This is a genomic window from Sinorhizobium arboris LMG 14919 (assembly GCF_000427465.1).
GTDB lineage: Bacteria > Pseudomonadota > Alphaproteobacteria > Rhizobiales > Rhizobiaceae > Sinorhizobium > Sinorhizobium arboris.
In genome coordinates this window covers 491,340-507,227 of sequence record NZ_ATYB01000014.1, presented here as the reverse complement: position 1 = coordinate 507,227, position 15,888 = coordinate 491,340, and the positions used below count along the sequence as shown (strand labels likewise).

Sequence of the window (15,888 nt, the reverse complement as noted above, 5' to 3'; positions counted from 1 at the left end):
GGCCTCGGCAAGGGTTTCTCCCATTCGCGGACGATAATTTCCAATTGTATTTCCTGCCGATTGCGATAGGATTTTCCTATTATGCTGACACTCCGACAGATGCGTTATTTCGATGCCCTCGCGGCCACTCGTCACTTCGGCAAGGCGGCCGAACTCGCTCATGTGAGCCAGCCGGCCCTGTCCGCACAGATCATGGAGATGGAAAGCCATCTGGGCGTGAAACTGGTGGAACGGAGCCGCGCCGGCGTTTTCCTGACCGGCAAGGGGGAGGAAGTGCTGGCGCAGGTGCGCTCGATCCTCGCGGATGTCGGCAGACTGGAGGAGAGCGCCCGGGCGAACTCGGGCATCCTCGAGGGAAGAGTCCGCCTCGGGGTCATCCCGACACTCGCGCCCTATCTCGTACCGAGGCTCATTCCCTACCTGCGCGAGCGATATCCGGCGATAGATATCGAACTGAAGGAATCCCTCACCGACCGGCTCATCGCCGATCTCGGCGACGGCAGGCTCGATGCGGTCGTGGCGGCGCTGCCGGTCGACGCCGACGGCATCGTCACCCGGCCGTTATTTTCCGACCGCTTCTATATGGCCGTGGCGGAGAACGACCGGAACGTGCTCATGTCGCCGATGACGGAGGAGCAGGTGGATATTTCGCGGCTCCTGCTGCTGGAGGAGGGCCATTGCCTGCGCGATCAGGCGCTTGCCGTCTGCAATGCCGCCGGCAAACGGCAACTCGTGAGTTTCGGCGCCACGTCGATGGCGACGCTTCTTCAGATGGTCGCCAACGGCATGGGAATGACGCTGATCCCCGAGATTGCGGTGCCGAGCGAAGCCTCGCGCAACGCGATCCGCATCGTGCGCTTCGCCGCCCCGGAACCCTCTCGCGAGATCGGGCTCGTCTGGCGGCGCAGCAATCCGCAGCCACGCGACATGGAGGCGCTCGCAAGCGCCATTGCGGCCTGCGCCCGGGAAATCTCTAGACGGGATGAGGAAAAGCGTGTGCGGTTTTCCGCCCGCATCCCGCGTCTCAACCTGTTAGGTTCGATCACCTCTACGATTTTACGTCGGCCGGACATAAATCATCGTGATCCAGGGGCGCCGCGACGCAGGGTCGTGGCGCGGCGAAAGCTGCGCCTTGGCCGCCGCCCGCAAGACTTGGAAGCCTCAGGCGAGCTTCGCCTTCAGGAATTCGACGGTCCGCTGCCAGGCGAGGTCGGCCGCCTCCTTGTCGTAGCGCGCCGCGGAAGTATCGTTGTTGAAGGCGTGGTTCACACCTTCGTAGACGTGGATCGTCGCGTCCTTACCGTTCTCCATCAGCGCTTTGCGGTAGGCCTCTATGCCGGCATTGATGCGCTCGTCGAGTCCGGCATAGTGCAGGAGCAGCGCTGCATTGATCTTCGGCACGTCCTCTGCCCTCGGCTGGGCGCCGTAATAGGCGACGCCGGCCTTGAGATCGGGCGCGTTCACGGCAAGCCTGTTGACGAGACCGCCGCCCCAGCAAAAGCCGATCGCTCCGACGTTCCCCGTGCTGTCCGCATGGCCCTTCAGGAAATCCACGGTAGCCACCGCATCCGCATTCGTGGCGCCCGCATCGAGTGCGCTGATCATCTCCCGCGCCTTGTCCTCATCGTCAGGCGTCCCGCCGTCGGGGGACAGGAAATCAGGAGCGAGAACCACGAATCCTTCCAGCGCCATGCGGCGCGCGACGTCTCTTATGTGCGGGTTCAGGCCACGATTCTCGTGAATGACGATGACGGCCGGGAGCTTGCCGGACGCATCCGCGGGCTTGACGAGATATCCCTTCATTTCGCCGTCAGCGCCGGGATAGTTGATGTCCTCTCCCTTGATACGCTCGTCGGTCGCGGCGATCGTTTCGGCTTTGGCACTGTTTGCAGCCAGCATCGGCGCGATTGCGGCAGCGGCCGCGGCCGTACCGGCAAGCGCCGTCAATCTCTCCATGAAACGGCGGCGATCCAAAGTGAGATGGGTATATTCGTCATAGGCATCGATCATCGCCTGGGTGATGACAGGCTCGTTCATGACGCTCTCCTCGGGCTGTAGCAGATAAAAGCCGCTGTAGCAGGCGGCAGCGGCCAGACGACAGGATAGGTCAGCGGCGCGGTCACAGACGTACAAAACCGCGTTACCTCAGCTCATCGTCATCCAGACGGAAAGCCATGTCCACATCGCGCCGAGCACAACGAAACCTGCCATGAACAGCGGCCGGCGATAGCGCAGCCGGTTGCCGGTGACGTGGACGAAGGCATGGGCGTAACGGAGCGCCACGAAAAGCCAGGCGAGGCCGAGCGCGGCAGGATTGTCAGCCTCTGTGAGGTAGAGCAGCACGCAGCAGAAATGGAAGAGCACCGGCAGCTCGAATTGGTTCGCGATGCTGTTTCGCACGACGAGGCTTTCGCCCGGCTCGTCGCGGTTTTCCCGGAACACGGAAACGTCGATCTTGCCGGCTCTGACGAGCGCCACGCGACGCATGGAGAGGAGCGCATAAAGCATGAAAACAAGCGCGACATGGGCCACCATCGGCCAGATTATTTCAAAGCCTGTCATCGTTACTCTTCAACGTCAGCGATGGAGATGGCGGACGCCGGACGGCGCCCGCCGATGATATCAGGCGCCGCCGGGATAGTTCGGGCTCTCGCGGGTGATCGTCACGTCATGCGCGTGGCTCTCGCGGAGGCCCGCGCCGGAGATGCGAACGAAGGTAGCGCGCTCCTGATAATCCTTGATCGTAGGGCCCCCGACATAGCCCATGGAGGCCCGGAGGCCGCCGGCGAGCTGGTGCAGGACGCCGGAGACCGGCCCCTTATAGGGCACCTGCCCTTCGATGCCTTCGGGCACGAGCTTCAGCGTGTCGCGCACCTCCGCCTGGAAATAGCGGTCGGCCGAGCCCCGCGCCATTGCGCCGACCGACCCCATGCCGCGATAGGCCTTGAAGGACCGGCCCTGGTAGAGGAAGACCTCGCCCGGGCTTTCCTCGGTCCCGGCGAGAAGCGAGCCGATCATCACGGCCGAAGCGCCGGCGGCGATCGCCTTGGCAAGGTCGCCCGAATATTTGATGCCGCCATCGGCGATGATCGGGATGCCGGCGGCCTGCGCGGCCTCGACGGCCGCCATGATCGCGGCGAGCTGCGGCACGCCGACCCCGGCGACGATGCGCGTCGTGCAGATCGAGCCGGGGCCGATACCGACCTTGACCGCATCCGCGCCGGCGTCGATCAGCGCCTTGGTGCCGTCCCCGGTCGCGACGTTGCCGGCCATGATGCGCACCGAATTGGAGAGTTTCTTCACCCGGCTGACCGCATCGAGCACGCGCTGCGAATGACCGTGAGCGGTATCGACGACGATCATGTCGACGCCGGCATCGATCAGCCGCTCGGCACGCTCGAAGCCGTCGTCGCCGACGCTGACCGCGGCGGCGGCGCGAAGCCGGCCCTGAGCGTCCTTCGAGGCGTTCGGGTTCAGCTGCGACTTTTCGATGTCCTTGACCGTGATCAGGCCGACGCAGCGACCATCCTGGTCCACCACCAGAAGCTTCTCGATCCGGTGCTTGTGGAGCAGTCGCTTGGCTTCCTGCTGATCGACGCTTTCCTTCACGGTGATGAGGTTTTCCCGCGTCATCAGCTCATGGATCTTCTGGGAGGGATTAGAAGCGAAGCGGACGTCGCGGTTGGTGAGAATGCCGACGAGGCGCCCCTGGGTCTGCCCGCCCAGGCCGCCGTTTTCCACGACGGGAATGCCGGAAATGCCGTGCGCCTTCATCAGGCTCAGAGCATCCGCAAGCGTCGCATCCGGGCCGATCGTCACCGGATTGACCACCATGCCGCTTTCGAATTTCTTGACCTGCCGAACCTCTTCCGCCTGTTCGGCGGGCGTCAGGTTGCGGTGGATGACGCCGATACCGCCGGCTTGTGCCATGGCGATCGCCAGCCGCGCCTCGGTAACGGTGTCCATGGCCGCCGAGAGAATCGGGAGGTTGAGATCGATGTCCTGCGCGATGCGGGTCGCGATGTTCGTCTGGCCCGGCATGACCTCGGAATGCCCCGGCTGGAGCAGAACGTCGTCGAAGGTCAATGCCTCCAGACCGGTTGCCGTTTCGATGATGCGCGCCATGGCCAGTTCCTCTTCAAATAAACGAAAAATCCCCGGGGACGCTCAGCGACTTGTCCACCGGGTGACTTCAAGGCTTGTCTTGGAAGTTGGCGAGGGCTGGTAACACGGATATGTCGGAATGAAAATAGCTAAAGGCTCCGAATCTGTCGGGGCCTCGCCGAATTGTTGTCGCAGCGCAACAAGCCGCTTCTTCAGATGTCGAACTGATAGCTTGCCGGGACGAAGCGATAGCCCTGATCCTGGCTCTCTACGAAGCCGACGGCCGGAAACGGCATGTGATAGCCGATGAAGGGCAGCCGTTCGGTCGCGATCATGTCGAAGACCTTTTTCCTGCTCGCGCTCGCGGCCGACTTGTCCATGTCGAAGCGGACCTCCCAGTCGGGCCGCTGCAGCGACAGGACATAGTGGTTCGCGGTATCGGCCGTCAGGATCATGGCCTTGCCGTCGGAATCAAGCCGGTAGATCATGTGCCCCGGAGAATGGCCGAAAGCGGCCATCGCGGAGATACCCGGGACGACTTCCCCGCCAGCCGCGACGAAGGTCATCTTTTCCGCCAGCGGGACGACCTTTGCCAGCACCGCCTTGTGCCCGTTCTCGGCAGGCGTGCCGACGCGTGCGTCGTCCTTCCAGAAGTCGTACTCTACCTGACCGGTCACATAGCGCGCATTGGCGAAGGCAGGCTTTCCACCCTCCGTCAGTCCGCCGATATGATCGCCATGCATGTGAGTGATGACGACGACCGTCACCTGATCCGGGGCATAGCCAGCGGCCTTCAGGCCTTCGGCAAGCTTGCCCGTTCCCGCCTCGCGACCGGCTTCGCCAAGCCCCGTGTCGAAGAGAACGACCTCGGATCCGGTATCGACCAGGACCGGGGAAAAGCCGTTGACGAAGCCGCTGGTCGGCAGAAAATTCTGCTCCAGCAGCGCAGAGACCGACTCTGCAGGCTGATTGGTGCCGAAGATCTCGTGCGGGTTGTCCGAGGCTCGCGTTCCGTCGCTGATCACCGTCACCTTGAAACTTCCGAGTTTCAACGTCCTGAAGTCCGTGTCCTTGGCCATACCGTTCTTTTCCGCCGTTTCCTGCGCGCCGGCCAGGCCTGCGAGCAGGCTTGGTGCCGCCAATGCGCCCGCGCCTGCTGCAAACAGCGTCCGCCGCTTCAATTGAAAAACCATCGTCATTCCCTCCTGTTGATTGGCGCTGCCCGCCGGTCGTAACAGGCGAGAAGTAGCGCCCTCGGCGATTCGGACAGGACGGATCACATGCTTTTGATCTTCAATCTCCGGTTTTGCCCCTACAAAGCCATCGGAAGCCCTTACCCGCGCGAGCAGTTCCGCATTTCCAGCTGCTGAATGATTTTGTCCTTGAATCGATTCCGATCTAACGAACGGGGCGGCGACAGCCGGCAGTGACAGCCCAAGGCATCTTTCATGAACCGCATCGTCCCGATGATCCTCGCCATCGCCCTGTTCATGGAGCAGATGGATTCCACCGTCATTTCGACGTCGCTGCCGGCGATCGCGCGCGACATCGGGGTCGGACCGATCACGCTGAAACTGGCACTCACCTCCTATATGGTGGCGCTGGCAATCTTCATCCCTTTGAGCGGCTGGATGGCGGACCGGTTCGGCGCCAAACGCATCTTCCGCGCAGCGATCCTCGTCTTCATCGCAGGGTCGGTCTTCTGCGCCGTGGCGGATAGCCTCTTCGCCTTCGTGCTTGCGCGTTTCCTGCAGGGCATGGGCGGCGCCATGATGACGCCGGTCGCGCGGCTCGTTCTCGTGCGCAGCGCGCCGCGAAGCGAGCTCGTCTCGGCAATGGCGTTGCTGACCATTCCGGCGCTGGTCGGGCCGCTCGCAGGACCGCCGCTCGGCGGCTTTATCACGACGTACTTCTCCTGGCACTGGATCTTCCTGATCAACGTGCCGGTCGGGATCGTCGGCTATTTTCTCTCCGGCATCTATCTGCCCGAGATGGAGCGGAGAAACCCGCCGCCGGTGGACATCCTCGGTTTCCTGCTCGGGGGCATCGCTGCCGCCGGTGTGGTCTTCGGGCTTTCGGTCATCAGCCTGCCGGCCCTGCCACCGGAAATCGGCATCGGTTCCGTATCGGCCGGTATCGCCGCTTCGTTCCTCTATGTCTTCCATGCGCGCCGGCATCCGGCGCCGGTACTCGACCTTAAGCTCTTCCGCGACGGCGCCTTCCGCGCCGCTTCGATCGGCGGCACGATCTTCCGGATATCCGTCGGCGCAGTGCCATTTCTGATGCCGCTGATGCTGCAGGTCGGCTTCGGCCTCGACCCGTTCCAATCGGGCCTCATCACGTTCATAGGCGCTGTCGGCGCCATCACCACGAAGTTCCTTGCGCGCCGCGTGCTCGCTTTCGCCGGCTTCCGCACGACGCTGCTCCTCGCCGCCGTTATTGCCGCCGCAACGACCTTCGCCAACGGCTTCTTCACGCCGGCGACACCCTATCTCCTGTTGATCTCCGTCCTGCTGGTCGCCGGTTTCGCCCGCTCCTTCTTCTTCACCGGCGTCAACGCGCTCTCCTTCGCCGACATCGACGATGCCGACGCCAGCAAGGCGACATCGATGAGCGCCGTGCTGCAGCAGATCAGTCTTGCATTGGGCGTCGCGATCGCAGGCGCCATTCTCGAAATCGAGACGGCGCTCAGCGGCAAACCGCTTGAGCTTGAGGACTTCCACGTCGCCTTCATGATCATCGCCATCGCCAATCTGCTGGCGGCGATCCCCTTCATCGCCATGGCGAAGAATGCCGGCGCCTCCGTTTCCGGCCACCGGCTGGCGGTAAGGGGAGCGGAGACGACGGCTGCCGGCAAATGAGGGCGGTCATGAGGCGCCGCGCTTGGAGCCCATGCGAGGCAGCGGCGCGCTTGTCGGCCGCGGCAAAGCGAGGCGAGGCTTCTGCTCCTCTTCATTCCCGTGCTCGGGAATCCGGCCAGACCAAGTCCTTGGGCTGAACGAGCTCTTTCGGCCGCGCACGCGCCACCGCTCATTCCCTGTGACGGGCACAGGGACGAGGGAGCAAATCCGCCAACCCTATTCCGGCCGCTCGCAGACCGCCGAAAGCTTGTTGCCGTCCGGGTCACGGACGTAAGCCGCGTAGAAATTGGCGTGGAAGGGCCGCAGCCCCGGCGCGCCTTCATCGGTGCCGCCGCCGGCGAGCGCCGCGGCATGGAAGGCGTCCACCGCCGCGCGACTTTCCGCTTCGAGTGCCACCATCGAGCCATTGCCGATCGTCGCGGCCTCGCGGTTGAACGGCGTCACCACCCAGAGGCGGCAACGGAAATCACCCTCCGCACCGTAGCCGATCTCCACTTCATCCTCCTTGCGGCGCCTGAGGCCGAGGGGTGCAAGCGCCGTGTCGTAGAAAGCGCCTGCCCTCTGGAGATCGTTGGAGCCGAGGGTCACGTATAGCAGCATGCCTCTATTCCTCCGCGGCACCCTTTGCCGTATCGTCGCTCTCTGACGCATGGCGGCCTTTGAAGCCCTTGGCGAGCAGAAACATCTCGACCGATTCGGCACGGGAGGACGCCGGCTTCACATGGACGACCTGGCGGAAGTTCTGCTTCAGCATGTTCAGGAGGTCGCGCTCGGTGCCGCCCTGGAAGGTCTTCGCCAGAAAATGCCCGCCCTCCGCGAGAACCTCGACGGCGAAATGCGCCGCCACCTCGCAGAGATGCATGGTTCTGATATGGTCGGTCTGGCGATGGCCCGTGGTCGGAGCCGCCATGTCGGACATGACGATATCAGGAGCTCCGCCGATCGCCTCCTTCAGCTTTTCCGGCGCCGCCGGATCGAGGAAATCCATCTGAAGGAAGCGGACTCCGGGGATCGGGTCCATTTCGAGGAAGTCGATCGCCGCAACACGTGGATCTGGATCGGTCGAGTTCGTCACCTTGGCGGCGATCTGGGACCAGCTCCCGGGCGCCGCGCCCAGATCGATGATGCGCTTCGCGCCTGCCAGAATCTTGTGCTTTTCGTCGATCTCCAGGAGCTTGAAGGCCGCCCTTGCGCGGTAGCCTTCGAGCTGCGCCCGCTGAACGTAGGGGTCGTTGATGTGGCGCTCGATCCAGCGGCGCGAAGACGCTTTGAGCTTGCCCTTCTTGACCTTCTGGCCGAGCTTGCGGCCGCTGCGGTTGCCGCCGATCGGTGATTTCGTCATGCCTCGGTTCCTTCGTGGCGCTTCACACGCTCTTCACCTGCCGGCGGGGGACCGAAGCTGCGCTGATGGCGGCGCGGACGCCCCCGGCGCCAGGCCCCGTCATCCGCCATCATGTCGGTCAGCAGCCCTTCGCGAAGCCCGCGGTCGGCGACGCGCATGCGGGTCGACGGCCAGCGGCGGCGGATCGCCTCGAGGATCGCGCAGCCCGCGAGCACCAGATCGGCCCGGTCCGGCCCGATGCACGGATTGGCGGCACGTGCGGCAAAATCCCAGGAAAGGAGACGCGCCTGCATGGCCGAGACCTCGTCATCTGAAAGCCAGAGCCCGTCCACGCGGCGGCGGTCGTAGCGCGGCAGGTCGAGATGCACGCCCGCAAGCGTCGTCACGGTTCCCGACGTTCCGATCAGATGGAAGCTCTCCGCATAGGAACCGCTTGCGAGGACGTCGACGGAGGGGCTCTCGAAGCCGGCGAGCATGGCCTCGACCTCGCGCACCATCATCTCGAAGCTTTGAGGCGTCACATGCTCGCCGCCGTGGCGCTCGGAAAGGGTGACGACGCCCACGGGCAGCGACGTCCAGTGCGTGATGTGATTGGCAAGCCGGCTCGAGCGGTTTTCGCCGATGCGGATCACGGCGATCTCAGACGAGCCGCCGCCGATATCGAAGAGCACGACGGATTTGGTTTCGCGGTCCACGAGAGAAGAGCAGCCGGACACCGCAAGCCGTGCCTCCGTCTCGCGGTCGATGATCTCCAGTTCGAGACCGGTTTCCTCGGCGACGCGCTTCATGAAGGCCTCGCCGTTGGCAGCCGCGCGCGCAGCCTCGGTCGCAATCAGCCGGCGGCGGCGGATCGAGCGGGCACCGAGCTTGGCGGCACAGACCTTGAGCGCTTCCACCGAGCGCTCCATCGCATCGTCCGAAAGCCGTCCGCTTGCGCCGAGCCCCTCACCCAACCGGACGATTCGCGAGAAGGCATCGACCACGCGGAACTGACCCGGCCGGGTCGGCTGCGCGATGAGCAGCCGGCAATTGTTGGTGCCGAGGTCGAGTGCCGCGTAAAGCGGCGCTGGCGGGTCGGTCGGCTCGACGAACGGTGCTCCGAGCCTTTCGGAACGCGCCTGCTGCTGCGGGGTCTCGCCGCTCCGTGGCCGCGCAGCTTCGCCGGACCGCTCGACCGGGCGGCCGCCCTGCCGGGAATTTGCCGGAGGGTTGCTTGCGGTCGCCAGCGGCCGCCCCTGCAGGCCACGCCGATGGCGCGCCTTCCAGTTGCGCTTACGGCCGCCCTTCTTGTCGCTGAGCGCCGGATCCTGTGCCGGCGTGCTTGCACCGGACGCGGCGGAGGTGGCCTGTAGTTTTGCTGATTTCGAACGCCGGCGCCGTTTGCGCTTGCGCGATGGCTCCGCGTCGTTCAGTGCTGCGGGACGCCCTGCTTCTCCGGACGGGCCGGATCCGCTGGCAATTGCAGGCGGGGAACCGGACGGCTTGCGCCGCCTCCGCTTGCCCTTGCCGCCCCGCGGCGCGCCTACGCGCGCCTCGCTGCGACCTGCTGCCGACGCCCCGGATTCAGACGGCTTCTCGCCGTGATCGGGGTCTTTCACTTGTCTCAACCATGGCGCCGCGCGAAGCCTGACGGCCGCTCAAGGCGCTCTCTCGATTTTGCGTTGGCGCGACTGTACCAGCGCCGCCTCCTTTCGCCAAACTTTTTTTGAAACCATGGCGGCCCCTGAGAGCCCAGCCGCCCTCCCCTGCGGTTGCCGACATCGATTAAGGATCGCTGCACTTTCGAGGCTCAACCCAAAAGCCGAACGACACAGCCCGGCCGCATTTTTTTGGCAAAAGGTATTTGCATCGGGCGTTCTTTTGTTTATAAGCCCGCCACACCGACGCGGCGGCAGACACCGCCTGCGGCCTTGGGGAATAGGTTAACGGTAGACCAGCGGACTCTGACTCCGTTAGTCCTGGTTCGAATCCAGGTTCCCCAGCCACTTGTTTTCCTAATAAATACAGCTAGTTACCCGTAACCCCGGCCCATTTCGCTGGCTGCTTTGCATCACATTAACCTGCGACGAATTTCTCAATGATTACAACGCTTGTCACATAGTCCCACAGTTCCATGGCACATGAATGGCACATAGGACCCGCCGTAGAGACTTGAAAAGGCACCAGAAAGGGACCTTTCCGTTGCCGAAACATCAACACGGTATCGATACTTGGGACATCGACACCTTCGTCGAACATGTCAACGGCAAACACTATCACGAGTTCGCCCGCTTCCAGACCAAGTCGGCTTCAAGCAGTCACCCAGAAATTCGATGAAGCGTTGCGTTCTTGCCGGAAGGAGGCGCGTTTCGATGGCGGCGAAGACAGAGCGGCGGCGACGATTTCTTCCGCCAGAAGCGCGATGTCTTACGTCGGTGTTGAGCCCGCGCTCTCATCGCATCGGATGCAAGGAGCGTGAAGGGCGAGCAAGCGGTCACATTACTCAGGCGTCAGTTCAACTCGATACGTTCTCCCATTGCCGCCGAGCGTTTTACCGCATCGACTACCCTCAAGGTTTCGAGCCCCTCACGCCCGCTGACAAGCGGCGGTTCGTCTCCGAGGATCACCTTGCAGAATTGCCTGATCTGCAGAACGAGCGGGTCCTCGTCGTCGACCTCGATGCGCGTCTGGTCAAATGGTTCCCACCAACTCCGTTTACCAGGATTGCGCCAGACTTCGAGCGACGGAACAGCCAGCGCCCCGTGCGTTCCTCCGATCATGTAACAGGATTGCTCGGTTCTGGGATAGGCCGGATTCTCTCCGGTTGTCATCTCCCAGCTCCACGGTGCGACCACCGAGTCCGAGACCGTCGCAGTTCCCAATACGCCATTCTTGAACTCGATCAGGATCACAGCCGTTTCCTCAACTGCGTTGCCGCGCACCGCGTTGGACTCGCGTGCCTGAACCGCAGCCACATCGCCGAAGAGGTAGCGCAGATTGTCGACATCGTGGATGAGATTGAGGAAAACCGGCCCCGCACCGCGCTCACGACGCCACGAGATGTCGAAGTAATCGTCGGGCTTGAACAGCCAGAACATCGCATTGACAACAAGAACGCGGCCGAGCTTTCCGCTTTCGACGATTTCCTTTGCCTTCTGCATCACCGGATTGTGTCGGCGGTGATGGCCAGTCAAAAGAGGAATACCTTTTGCCTCAGCCGCTGCGATCAGCTTTTCCCCGGATAAAACGTCATCGGCGATAGGCTTCTCGATGAGTGCGGGAATGCCGGCTCCAACGGCTTCCAACCCGTTCTGGACGTGAGCCTGGTTAGGCGTAGCCACGATGATCCCGTCAGGACGGTCTGCGGCAATCATGTCCGCGAAGCTTGTAAACCACTTCACGCCGGCTTCCTTGGCAATAGTCTCGCCAACCGGCGTGGGATCGACCACGGCACTGAGTTGCGCCGAGGGCTCGGCCAGGACGTGCTGAATATGGCGCCTACCGATGAGGCCTGCGCCAAGTACGGCCAGCTTAACCCGTTGGGTCATGGTCACCTCAGCCCTTGCTCGCAGCCTTGATCATTGTCGCCGCGCGCCGGATGCCAAGCTGGTATCCTTCTGTTCCAAGGCCGCAGATCACGCCGTCCGCGCGGTGCGAAACGAACGAATGGTGTCGGAAGCTTTCGCGCTTGTGCACATTGGAGATGTGGATCTCGATCACAGGCCCCTCAAATGTGTTCAGAGCGTCAAGGATGGCGAGTGAGGTATGGGTGAAGGCTGCCGGATTGATGACGATGGCCGCACCGTCCTCGCGCGCCTCATGAATCCAATCGATGATCTCGTATTCCCGGTTGCTTTGATGAAAGCGGATTTCGTGGCCGAGTTCGGCTGCCAGTTTGCGGCAGTCCGCTTCTACGTCTGCGAGCGTTTCATGCCCGTAGATATGCGGCTGGCGTTTGCCGAGCAGATTGAGGTTTGGTCCATTGAGAACGTAGATCCGGCTCATAGTAGATAGTGTCCTTCTTGAGTACGCTGTTCTGGTCAGACGAACGCGATTGCTTGAACAGCAAAATCAGGGTCCGACTCGTAGAGATCTGCGCGCAAGCCGAGCCTTCCAACTTCGAGAGCAGGCGCGGCGATCGCCCGCGCGGCCTCGAGAACGGCAGTGAGGAGCTTCTGCTTGGTTTCTGCAGTACGACCCGGTGCCATCCGCACGATGATTTGGATGAAATGATTATCGACATGCTCATCGCCGACGCAGGAGTATGTCGCCTCCCGCGCAAGCGTGCGCACGGCGGAAGGTTTCACAAGGCCGCCATCGCGAACGCAGCGATGCACGGCCAGCGTCAGCCGGTCTATGGCCACATGCTCGCCTGCGCCCCGGCTATAATCGATGATGATGTGCGGCATTTGGGATCTCCCCATCAAATCGACAGGCGGCACAAGTCCGTAAAGTGACGGGACATGCGCTCTGCGTCGGGTGCTATCCCGGTGAATAATTCGAAAGCCGCTGCTGCCTGGTAGACGGTCATGCCGCCGCCACGAAGGGTCCGGCAGCCTTTTCTTTCGGCGAGAGCAAGGAGCTCTGTGACGAGCGGCATATAGACGATGTCGGCGACCCAATGCGATGGCAGCAGCCATTCCGGGTCGATCGGCAAACCAGGATGGCTCTTCATACCCGTCGGTGTCGCGTGGATAAGGCCGTCCGCGGAGCGCAGGGTGCTGCCGACATCCGTCGTGACACGAGCGCAAGCCCTGGAGAACCGCTCGTTCAACTGCCCAGCCAGGGTTTCTGCCCGTTTCGAATCCTGGTCAAAGATCGACAATCTCTCAATACCGAGCTTGATTGCGGCATGCGCCACGGCGACACCGGCGCCGCCGGCGCCCAGCAGGACGGCATGCGACTTCGCGACGTCCGGAAGGCCGCGCTGGAAATTCTCATAGAAACCGTACCAATCAGTGTTGTGGCCGATCCTCTCGCCGTCACGAAAGACCACGGTGTTGACCGCGCCGAGCATCTCTGCATCCTCGGAAAGGCGATTCAGGTGAGCGATCACCGTCTGCTTGCACGGATGTGTAATGTTGCTCCCGGCAAAACCGCGGCGCTCTTCCTCGTCTAGGAGGTCCGGCAGCGCCGACGCTGGAAGGCCTCGCTCGGCGAAGTCGAGAAGTTCGTAGCGGTAATCGATGCCCTGGTGTCGAGCCTCCGTTTCGTGGAGAGCCGGGGACTTCGACATTTGAATGTCGGCCCCGATCAGTCCCACGAGGAATTTCTTGTCGTGCATTGGTATCGCTTTCGAACGTCAGTGGTGGGCAAGGATTTCGCCTAGGAAGGTTTTCGTGCGTTCGTGCCTGGGAGACTTGAAGAAGACCTCCGGTTCGGCCTCTTCGACGATTTCTCCGGAGGCCATGAAGATGACGCGATCAGCGACCTGACGGGCAAACCCCATTTCGTGCGTGACACAGATCATCGTCATGCCGTCACGGGCGAGCCCGATCATGGTGTCGAGCACCTCCTTCACCATTTCAGGATCGAGGGCAGAGGTTGGTTCGTCGAAGAGCATGACCTTCGGCTCCATGCAGAGCGCGCGAGCGATGGCAACGCGTTGTTGTTGCCCGCCGGATAGCTGCGCAGGATACTTTTCCGCCTGGTCAAGGATTCGAACGCGCTCGAGATATTTTCGAGCCAGTCGCTCTGCGTCAGCGTGGCTTGTGCCTCGAACACGCATCGGGGCGAGTGTACAGTTCTGAAGTACGGTCATGTGCGGGAAGAGATTGAAGCTCTGAAACACCATTCCCACTTCGCGACGTATCGCATCGACGGATCTGGTGCTTCCGTCCAGTACCTGACCCTCGACGACGATCTTGCCGTCCTCGATCGTTTCGAGGGCATTGATGCAGCGGATTAACGTTGATTTCCCGGAGCCTGACGGCCCGCAGAGGACGATTTTCTCGCCTTTGCGGACCGACAGACTGATGGACTTCAAGGCATGGAAAGCGCCGTACCACTTCTGCACGTCCTCAAGGGAAATCAGCGTCGGTCGATCGTTTGCGGAATTGAGCACGGAACTCTCCATCTGGGATTTAATTGACGGTGAACGGGATGTTCGGAATGGACTCCGGGAACTGCGGCAGATCGATCGCCATCCACTTCTTCGTGATGGCGGCAAGCTCACCATTGGCCTTGATCTTTTCGATGAAGGCGTTGACGGCTTCGTTCCAGTCCTTCTCGCCGAGACGGGTCCCGACGCCGTTGTAGGTCGTCAGAAAGTTGATCTTGCGCTCATAGCTGCCGGCACTCGCGGCATCCAGACGCTGACCATAGAACTGATTGCCGCCAACCGCCTTTACCTGTCCGGAGATCAGAGCCTGGATGGTTGCGGCGTCGTCATCAAAGCGGCGGACCGTTGCGGTGGATCCGACGGCGTCCGTTACTGCCTTATCCTGCGAACTGGACTTCGGAACGCCGATCTCCCATCCCGCAACGTCTTCAGGCTTCGTAACCGTGTCGGACTTCGCGGCATAAAGAGAAATCGTGTTGGCGGCGTAGGGCTTGCTGTATTGAATTGATTTCGCGCGTTCTTCCGTCATCGCCATCGTCGCGAACAGGATGTCGACTTTGCCGGTCGTCAGCGCCGGAATTCGATTGGCGACGGCGAGCGGCTGGAATTGAACCTTCACGCCCAATTCCTTGGCAAAAAGGTTGGCGACGTCAGCGTCGAAGCCGTCCTGCACGCCGCTTGTGTTGACGAATCCCCATGGCGCATTGTCGCCCTGGATGCCAACCACAAGCGTGCCCTTTGCCTTGATTTCCTCCACACTTGCCGCAGAGGCGGCGGCAGCGCCAACGGTTGCGAAGGTAACGGTTGCCAGTGCAAGTCCGAGAAAAGACCTACGATTGGTATGCATGCTTGTTCTCCTCCTCAAGAGTTTTGCTTCGAACGAAGCGGTTAGCGGGCAGCTTTCGCCATCCGTTTTTCGAGGCCACTTCCGGCATGGGAGAGCGGCCAGCAAACGATGAAGTAGATTGCGCCGACGATCCCGAAGACGAGCAGCGGACGATACGTCTGGTTTGAAATGATCTGCCCGGCGCGGGTGAGTTCAATGAAGCCGACGATTGCTGCCAGCGACGTGCCTTTGATGAGCTGGACAAGGAAGCCGATCGTGGCCGGCATCGAGATTTTCAGGGCCTGCGGCAGGATGACGTCTTTCATCCGCGAGACGTAATGCAGGCCCAGGGCGTTGGCGGCTTCCGTCTGGCCCTTCGGCACAGCCTCGATGGAGCCGCGCCAGATCTCTCCCAGGAAAGCACTGGCATGGAGCGTGAAGGCGATTGCGACCGCGATCCACGCGTTGACCTCGATGCCCAACAGCGCAACGCCGTAATAGACAACGAAGAGCTGCATCAGAAGGGGCGTGCCCTGGAAGGCGCCGATATAGCCTGCGGTGATCCTCCGGGCGGCCTTCGTCTTCGAGGTACGCAGCAGCGCGATCAGGATTCCGAACATCCCCCCACCGATGAAGCCCACGATCGCGAGCAACAGGGTCCACTTCAAACCCTGCATCAAAAAGAAGATTTCGTTTTCGCCGATGGGACCCATGG

The 15,888-nt window shown here is 62.2% G+C and carries 15 protein-coding genes, 1 tRNA gene and 1 pseudogene; 3 read left to right on the top strand and 14 right to left on the bottom strand.

Annotated elements, in window-relative coordinates:
• Positions 1–81: 81 nt before the first annotated feature.
• Positions 82–978 (top strand): annotated as a pseudogene (gene oxyR / locus SINAR_RS01000000133525) (hydrogen peroxide-inducible genes activator OxyR); the annotation flags it as partial.
• A 183-nt stretch (positions 979–1,161) separates the two neighbouring features.
• On the opposite strand, the gene SINAR_RS1000000135350 reads toward oxyR, so the two are convergent.
• The 4 genes from SINAR_RS1000000135350 to SINAR_RS0113525 all read right to left on the bottom strand — a co-directional run bounded on the left by SINAR_RS1000000135350 (position 1,162) and on the right by SINAR_RS0113525 (position 5,297).
• On the bottom strand, positions 1,162–2,037 hold the full coding sequence (locus tag SINAR_RS1000000135350; protein ID WP_084617724.1) for a dienelactone hydrolase family protein: 876 nt from the start codon (positions 2,035–2,037) through the stop codon (positions 1,162–1,164).
• A gap of 108 nt (positions 2,038–2,145) precedes the next feature.
• The gene (locus tag SINAR_RS0113535; RefSeq protein ID WP_027999590.1) at positions 2,146–2,562 is read right to left on the bottom strand and encodes an MAPEG family protein; all 417 of its coding nucleotides are present in this window, start codon (positions 2,560–2,562) and stop codon (positions 2,146–2,148) included.
• Between the two features lie 60 nt (positions 2,563–2,622).
• The gene (gene guaB, locus SINAR_RS0113530) at positions 2,623–4,125 is read right to left on the bottom strand and encodes an IMP dehydrogenase (protein ID WP_027999589.1); all 1,503 of its coding nucleotides are present in this window, start codon (positions 4,123–4,125) and stop codon (positions 2,623–2,625) included.
• Positions 4,126–4,316: 191 nt separating this feature from the next.
• Entirely contained in the window at positions 4,317–5,297 is a 981-nt protein-coding gene (locus SINAR_RS0113525; protein WP_027999588.1) for an MBL fold metallo-hydrolase, read from the bottom strand.
• 255 nt (positions 5,298–5,552) lie between these two features.
• On the opposite strand from SINAR_RS0113525, the gene SINAR_RS0113520 reads away from it, so the two are divergent.
• A complete protein-coding gene (locus SINAR_RS0113520; protein ID WP_027999587.1) occupies positions 5,553–6,965 on the top strand; it encodes a DHA2 family efflux MFS transporter permease subunit in 1,413 nt (470 codons plus the stop codon).
• A 216-nt stretch (positions 6,966–7,181) separates the two neighbouring features.
• Here the strand turns inward: SINAR_RS0113520 and SINAR_RS0113515 are convergent, their stop codons facing one another.
• The 3 genes from SINAR_RS0113515 to SINAR_RS0113505 are packed head-to-tail and all read right to left on the bottom strand — an operon-like array spanning position 7,182 to position 9,905.
• On the bottom strand, positions 7,182–7,565 hold the full coding sequence (locus SINAR_RS0113515; RefSeq protein ID WP_027999586.1) for a VOC family protein: 384 nt from the start codon (positions 7,563–7,565) through the stop codon (positions 7,182–7,184).
• Positions 7,566–7,569: 4 nt separating this feature from the next.
• The gene (locus SINAR_RS0113510) at positions 7,570–8,307 is read right to left on the bottom strand and encodes an RlmE family RNA methyltransferase (RefSeq protein ID WP_027999585.1); all 738 of its coding nucleotides are present in this window, start codon (positions 8,305–8,307) and stop codon (positions 7,570–7,572) included.
• Entirely contained in the window at positions 8,304–9,905 is a 1,602-nt protein-coding gene (locus SINAR_RS0113505) for a Ppx/GppA phosphatase family protein (RefSeq protein ID WP_027999584.1), read from the bottom strand. The genes SINAR_RS0113510 and SINAR_RS0113505 overlap by 4 nt, the downstream gene beginning before the upstream one ends.
• Before the next feature lie 313 nt (positions 9,906–10,218).
• On the opposite strand from SINAR_RS0113505, the gene SINAR_RS0113500 reads away from it, so the two are divergent.
• Positions 10,219–10,292 (top strand) — tRNA-Gln (locus SINAR_RS0113500).
• 504 nt (positions 10,293–10,796) lie between these two features.
• Here SINAR_RS0113500 and SINAR_RS0113490 read toward each other — a convergent pair.
• Genes SINAR_RS0113490 through SINAR_RS0113460 form a run of 7 tightly spaced genes read right to left on the bottom strand, consistent with a single transcriptional unit; the run spans position 10,797 to position 15,886 of the window.
• A complete protein-coding gene (locus tag SINAR_RS0113490; protein WP_027999582.1) occupies positions 10,797–11,834 on the bottom strand; it encodes a Gfo/Idh/MocA family protein in 1,038 nt (345 codons plus the stop codon).
• Between the two features lie 7 nt (positions 11,835–11,841).
• The gene (aroQ, locus tag SINAR_RS0113485) at positions 11,842–12,291 is read right to left on the bottom strand and encodes a type II 3-dehydroquinate dehydratase (protein WP_027999581.1); all 450 of its coding nucleotides are present in this window, start codon (positions 12,289–12,291) and stop codon (positions 11,842–11,844) included.
• Positions 12,292–12,326: 35 nt separating this feature from the next.
• Positions 12,327–12,695, bottom strand: a complete 369-nt coding sequence (locus SINAR_RS0113480; protein WP_027999580.1) for a 5-carboxymethyl-2-hydroxymuconate Delta-isomerase — start codon at positions 12,693–12,695, stop codon at positions 12,327–12,329.
• A 14-nt stretch (positions 12,696–12,709) separates the two neighbouring features.
• The gene (locus SINAR_RS0113475) at positions 12,710–13,570 is read right to left on the bottom strand and encodes a shikimate dehydrogenase (protein ID WP_027999579.1); all 861 of its coding nucleotides are present in this window, start codon (positions 13,568–13,570) and stop codon (positions 12,710–12,712) included.
• 18 nt (positions 13,571–13,588) lie between these two features.
• Entirely contained in the window at positions 13,589–14,362 is a 774-nt protein-coding gene (locus SINAR_RS0113470; protein ID WP_050577503.1) for an amino acid ABC transporter ATP-binding protein, read from the bottom strand.
• A 7-nt stretch (positions 14,363–14,369) separates the two neighbouring features.
• Positions 14,370–15,194, bottom strand: coding sequence for a transporter substrate-binding domain-containing protein (locus SINAR_RS0113465; protein WP_027999577.1), 825 nt, complete (start codon positions 15,192–15,194; stop codon positions 14,370–14,372).
• A gap of 41 nt (positions 15,195–15,235) precedes the next feature.
• Positions 15,236–15,886, bottom strand: a complete 651-nt coding sequence (locus SINAR_RS0113460) for an amino acid ABC transporter permease (protein WP_027999576.1) — start codon at positions 15,884–15,886, stop codon at positions 15,236–15,238.
• Positions 15,887–15,888 lie beyond the last annotated feature (2 nt).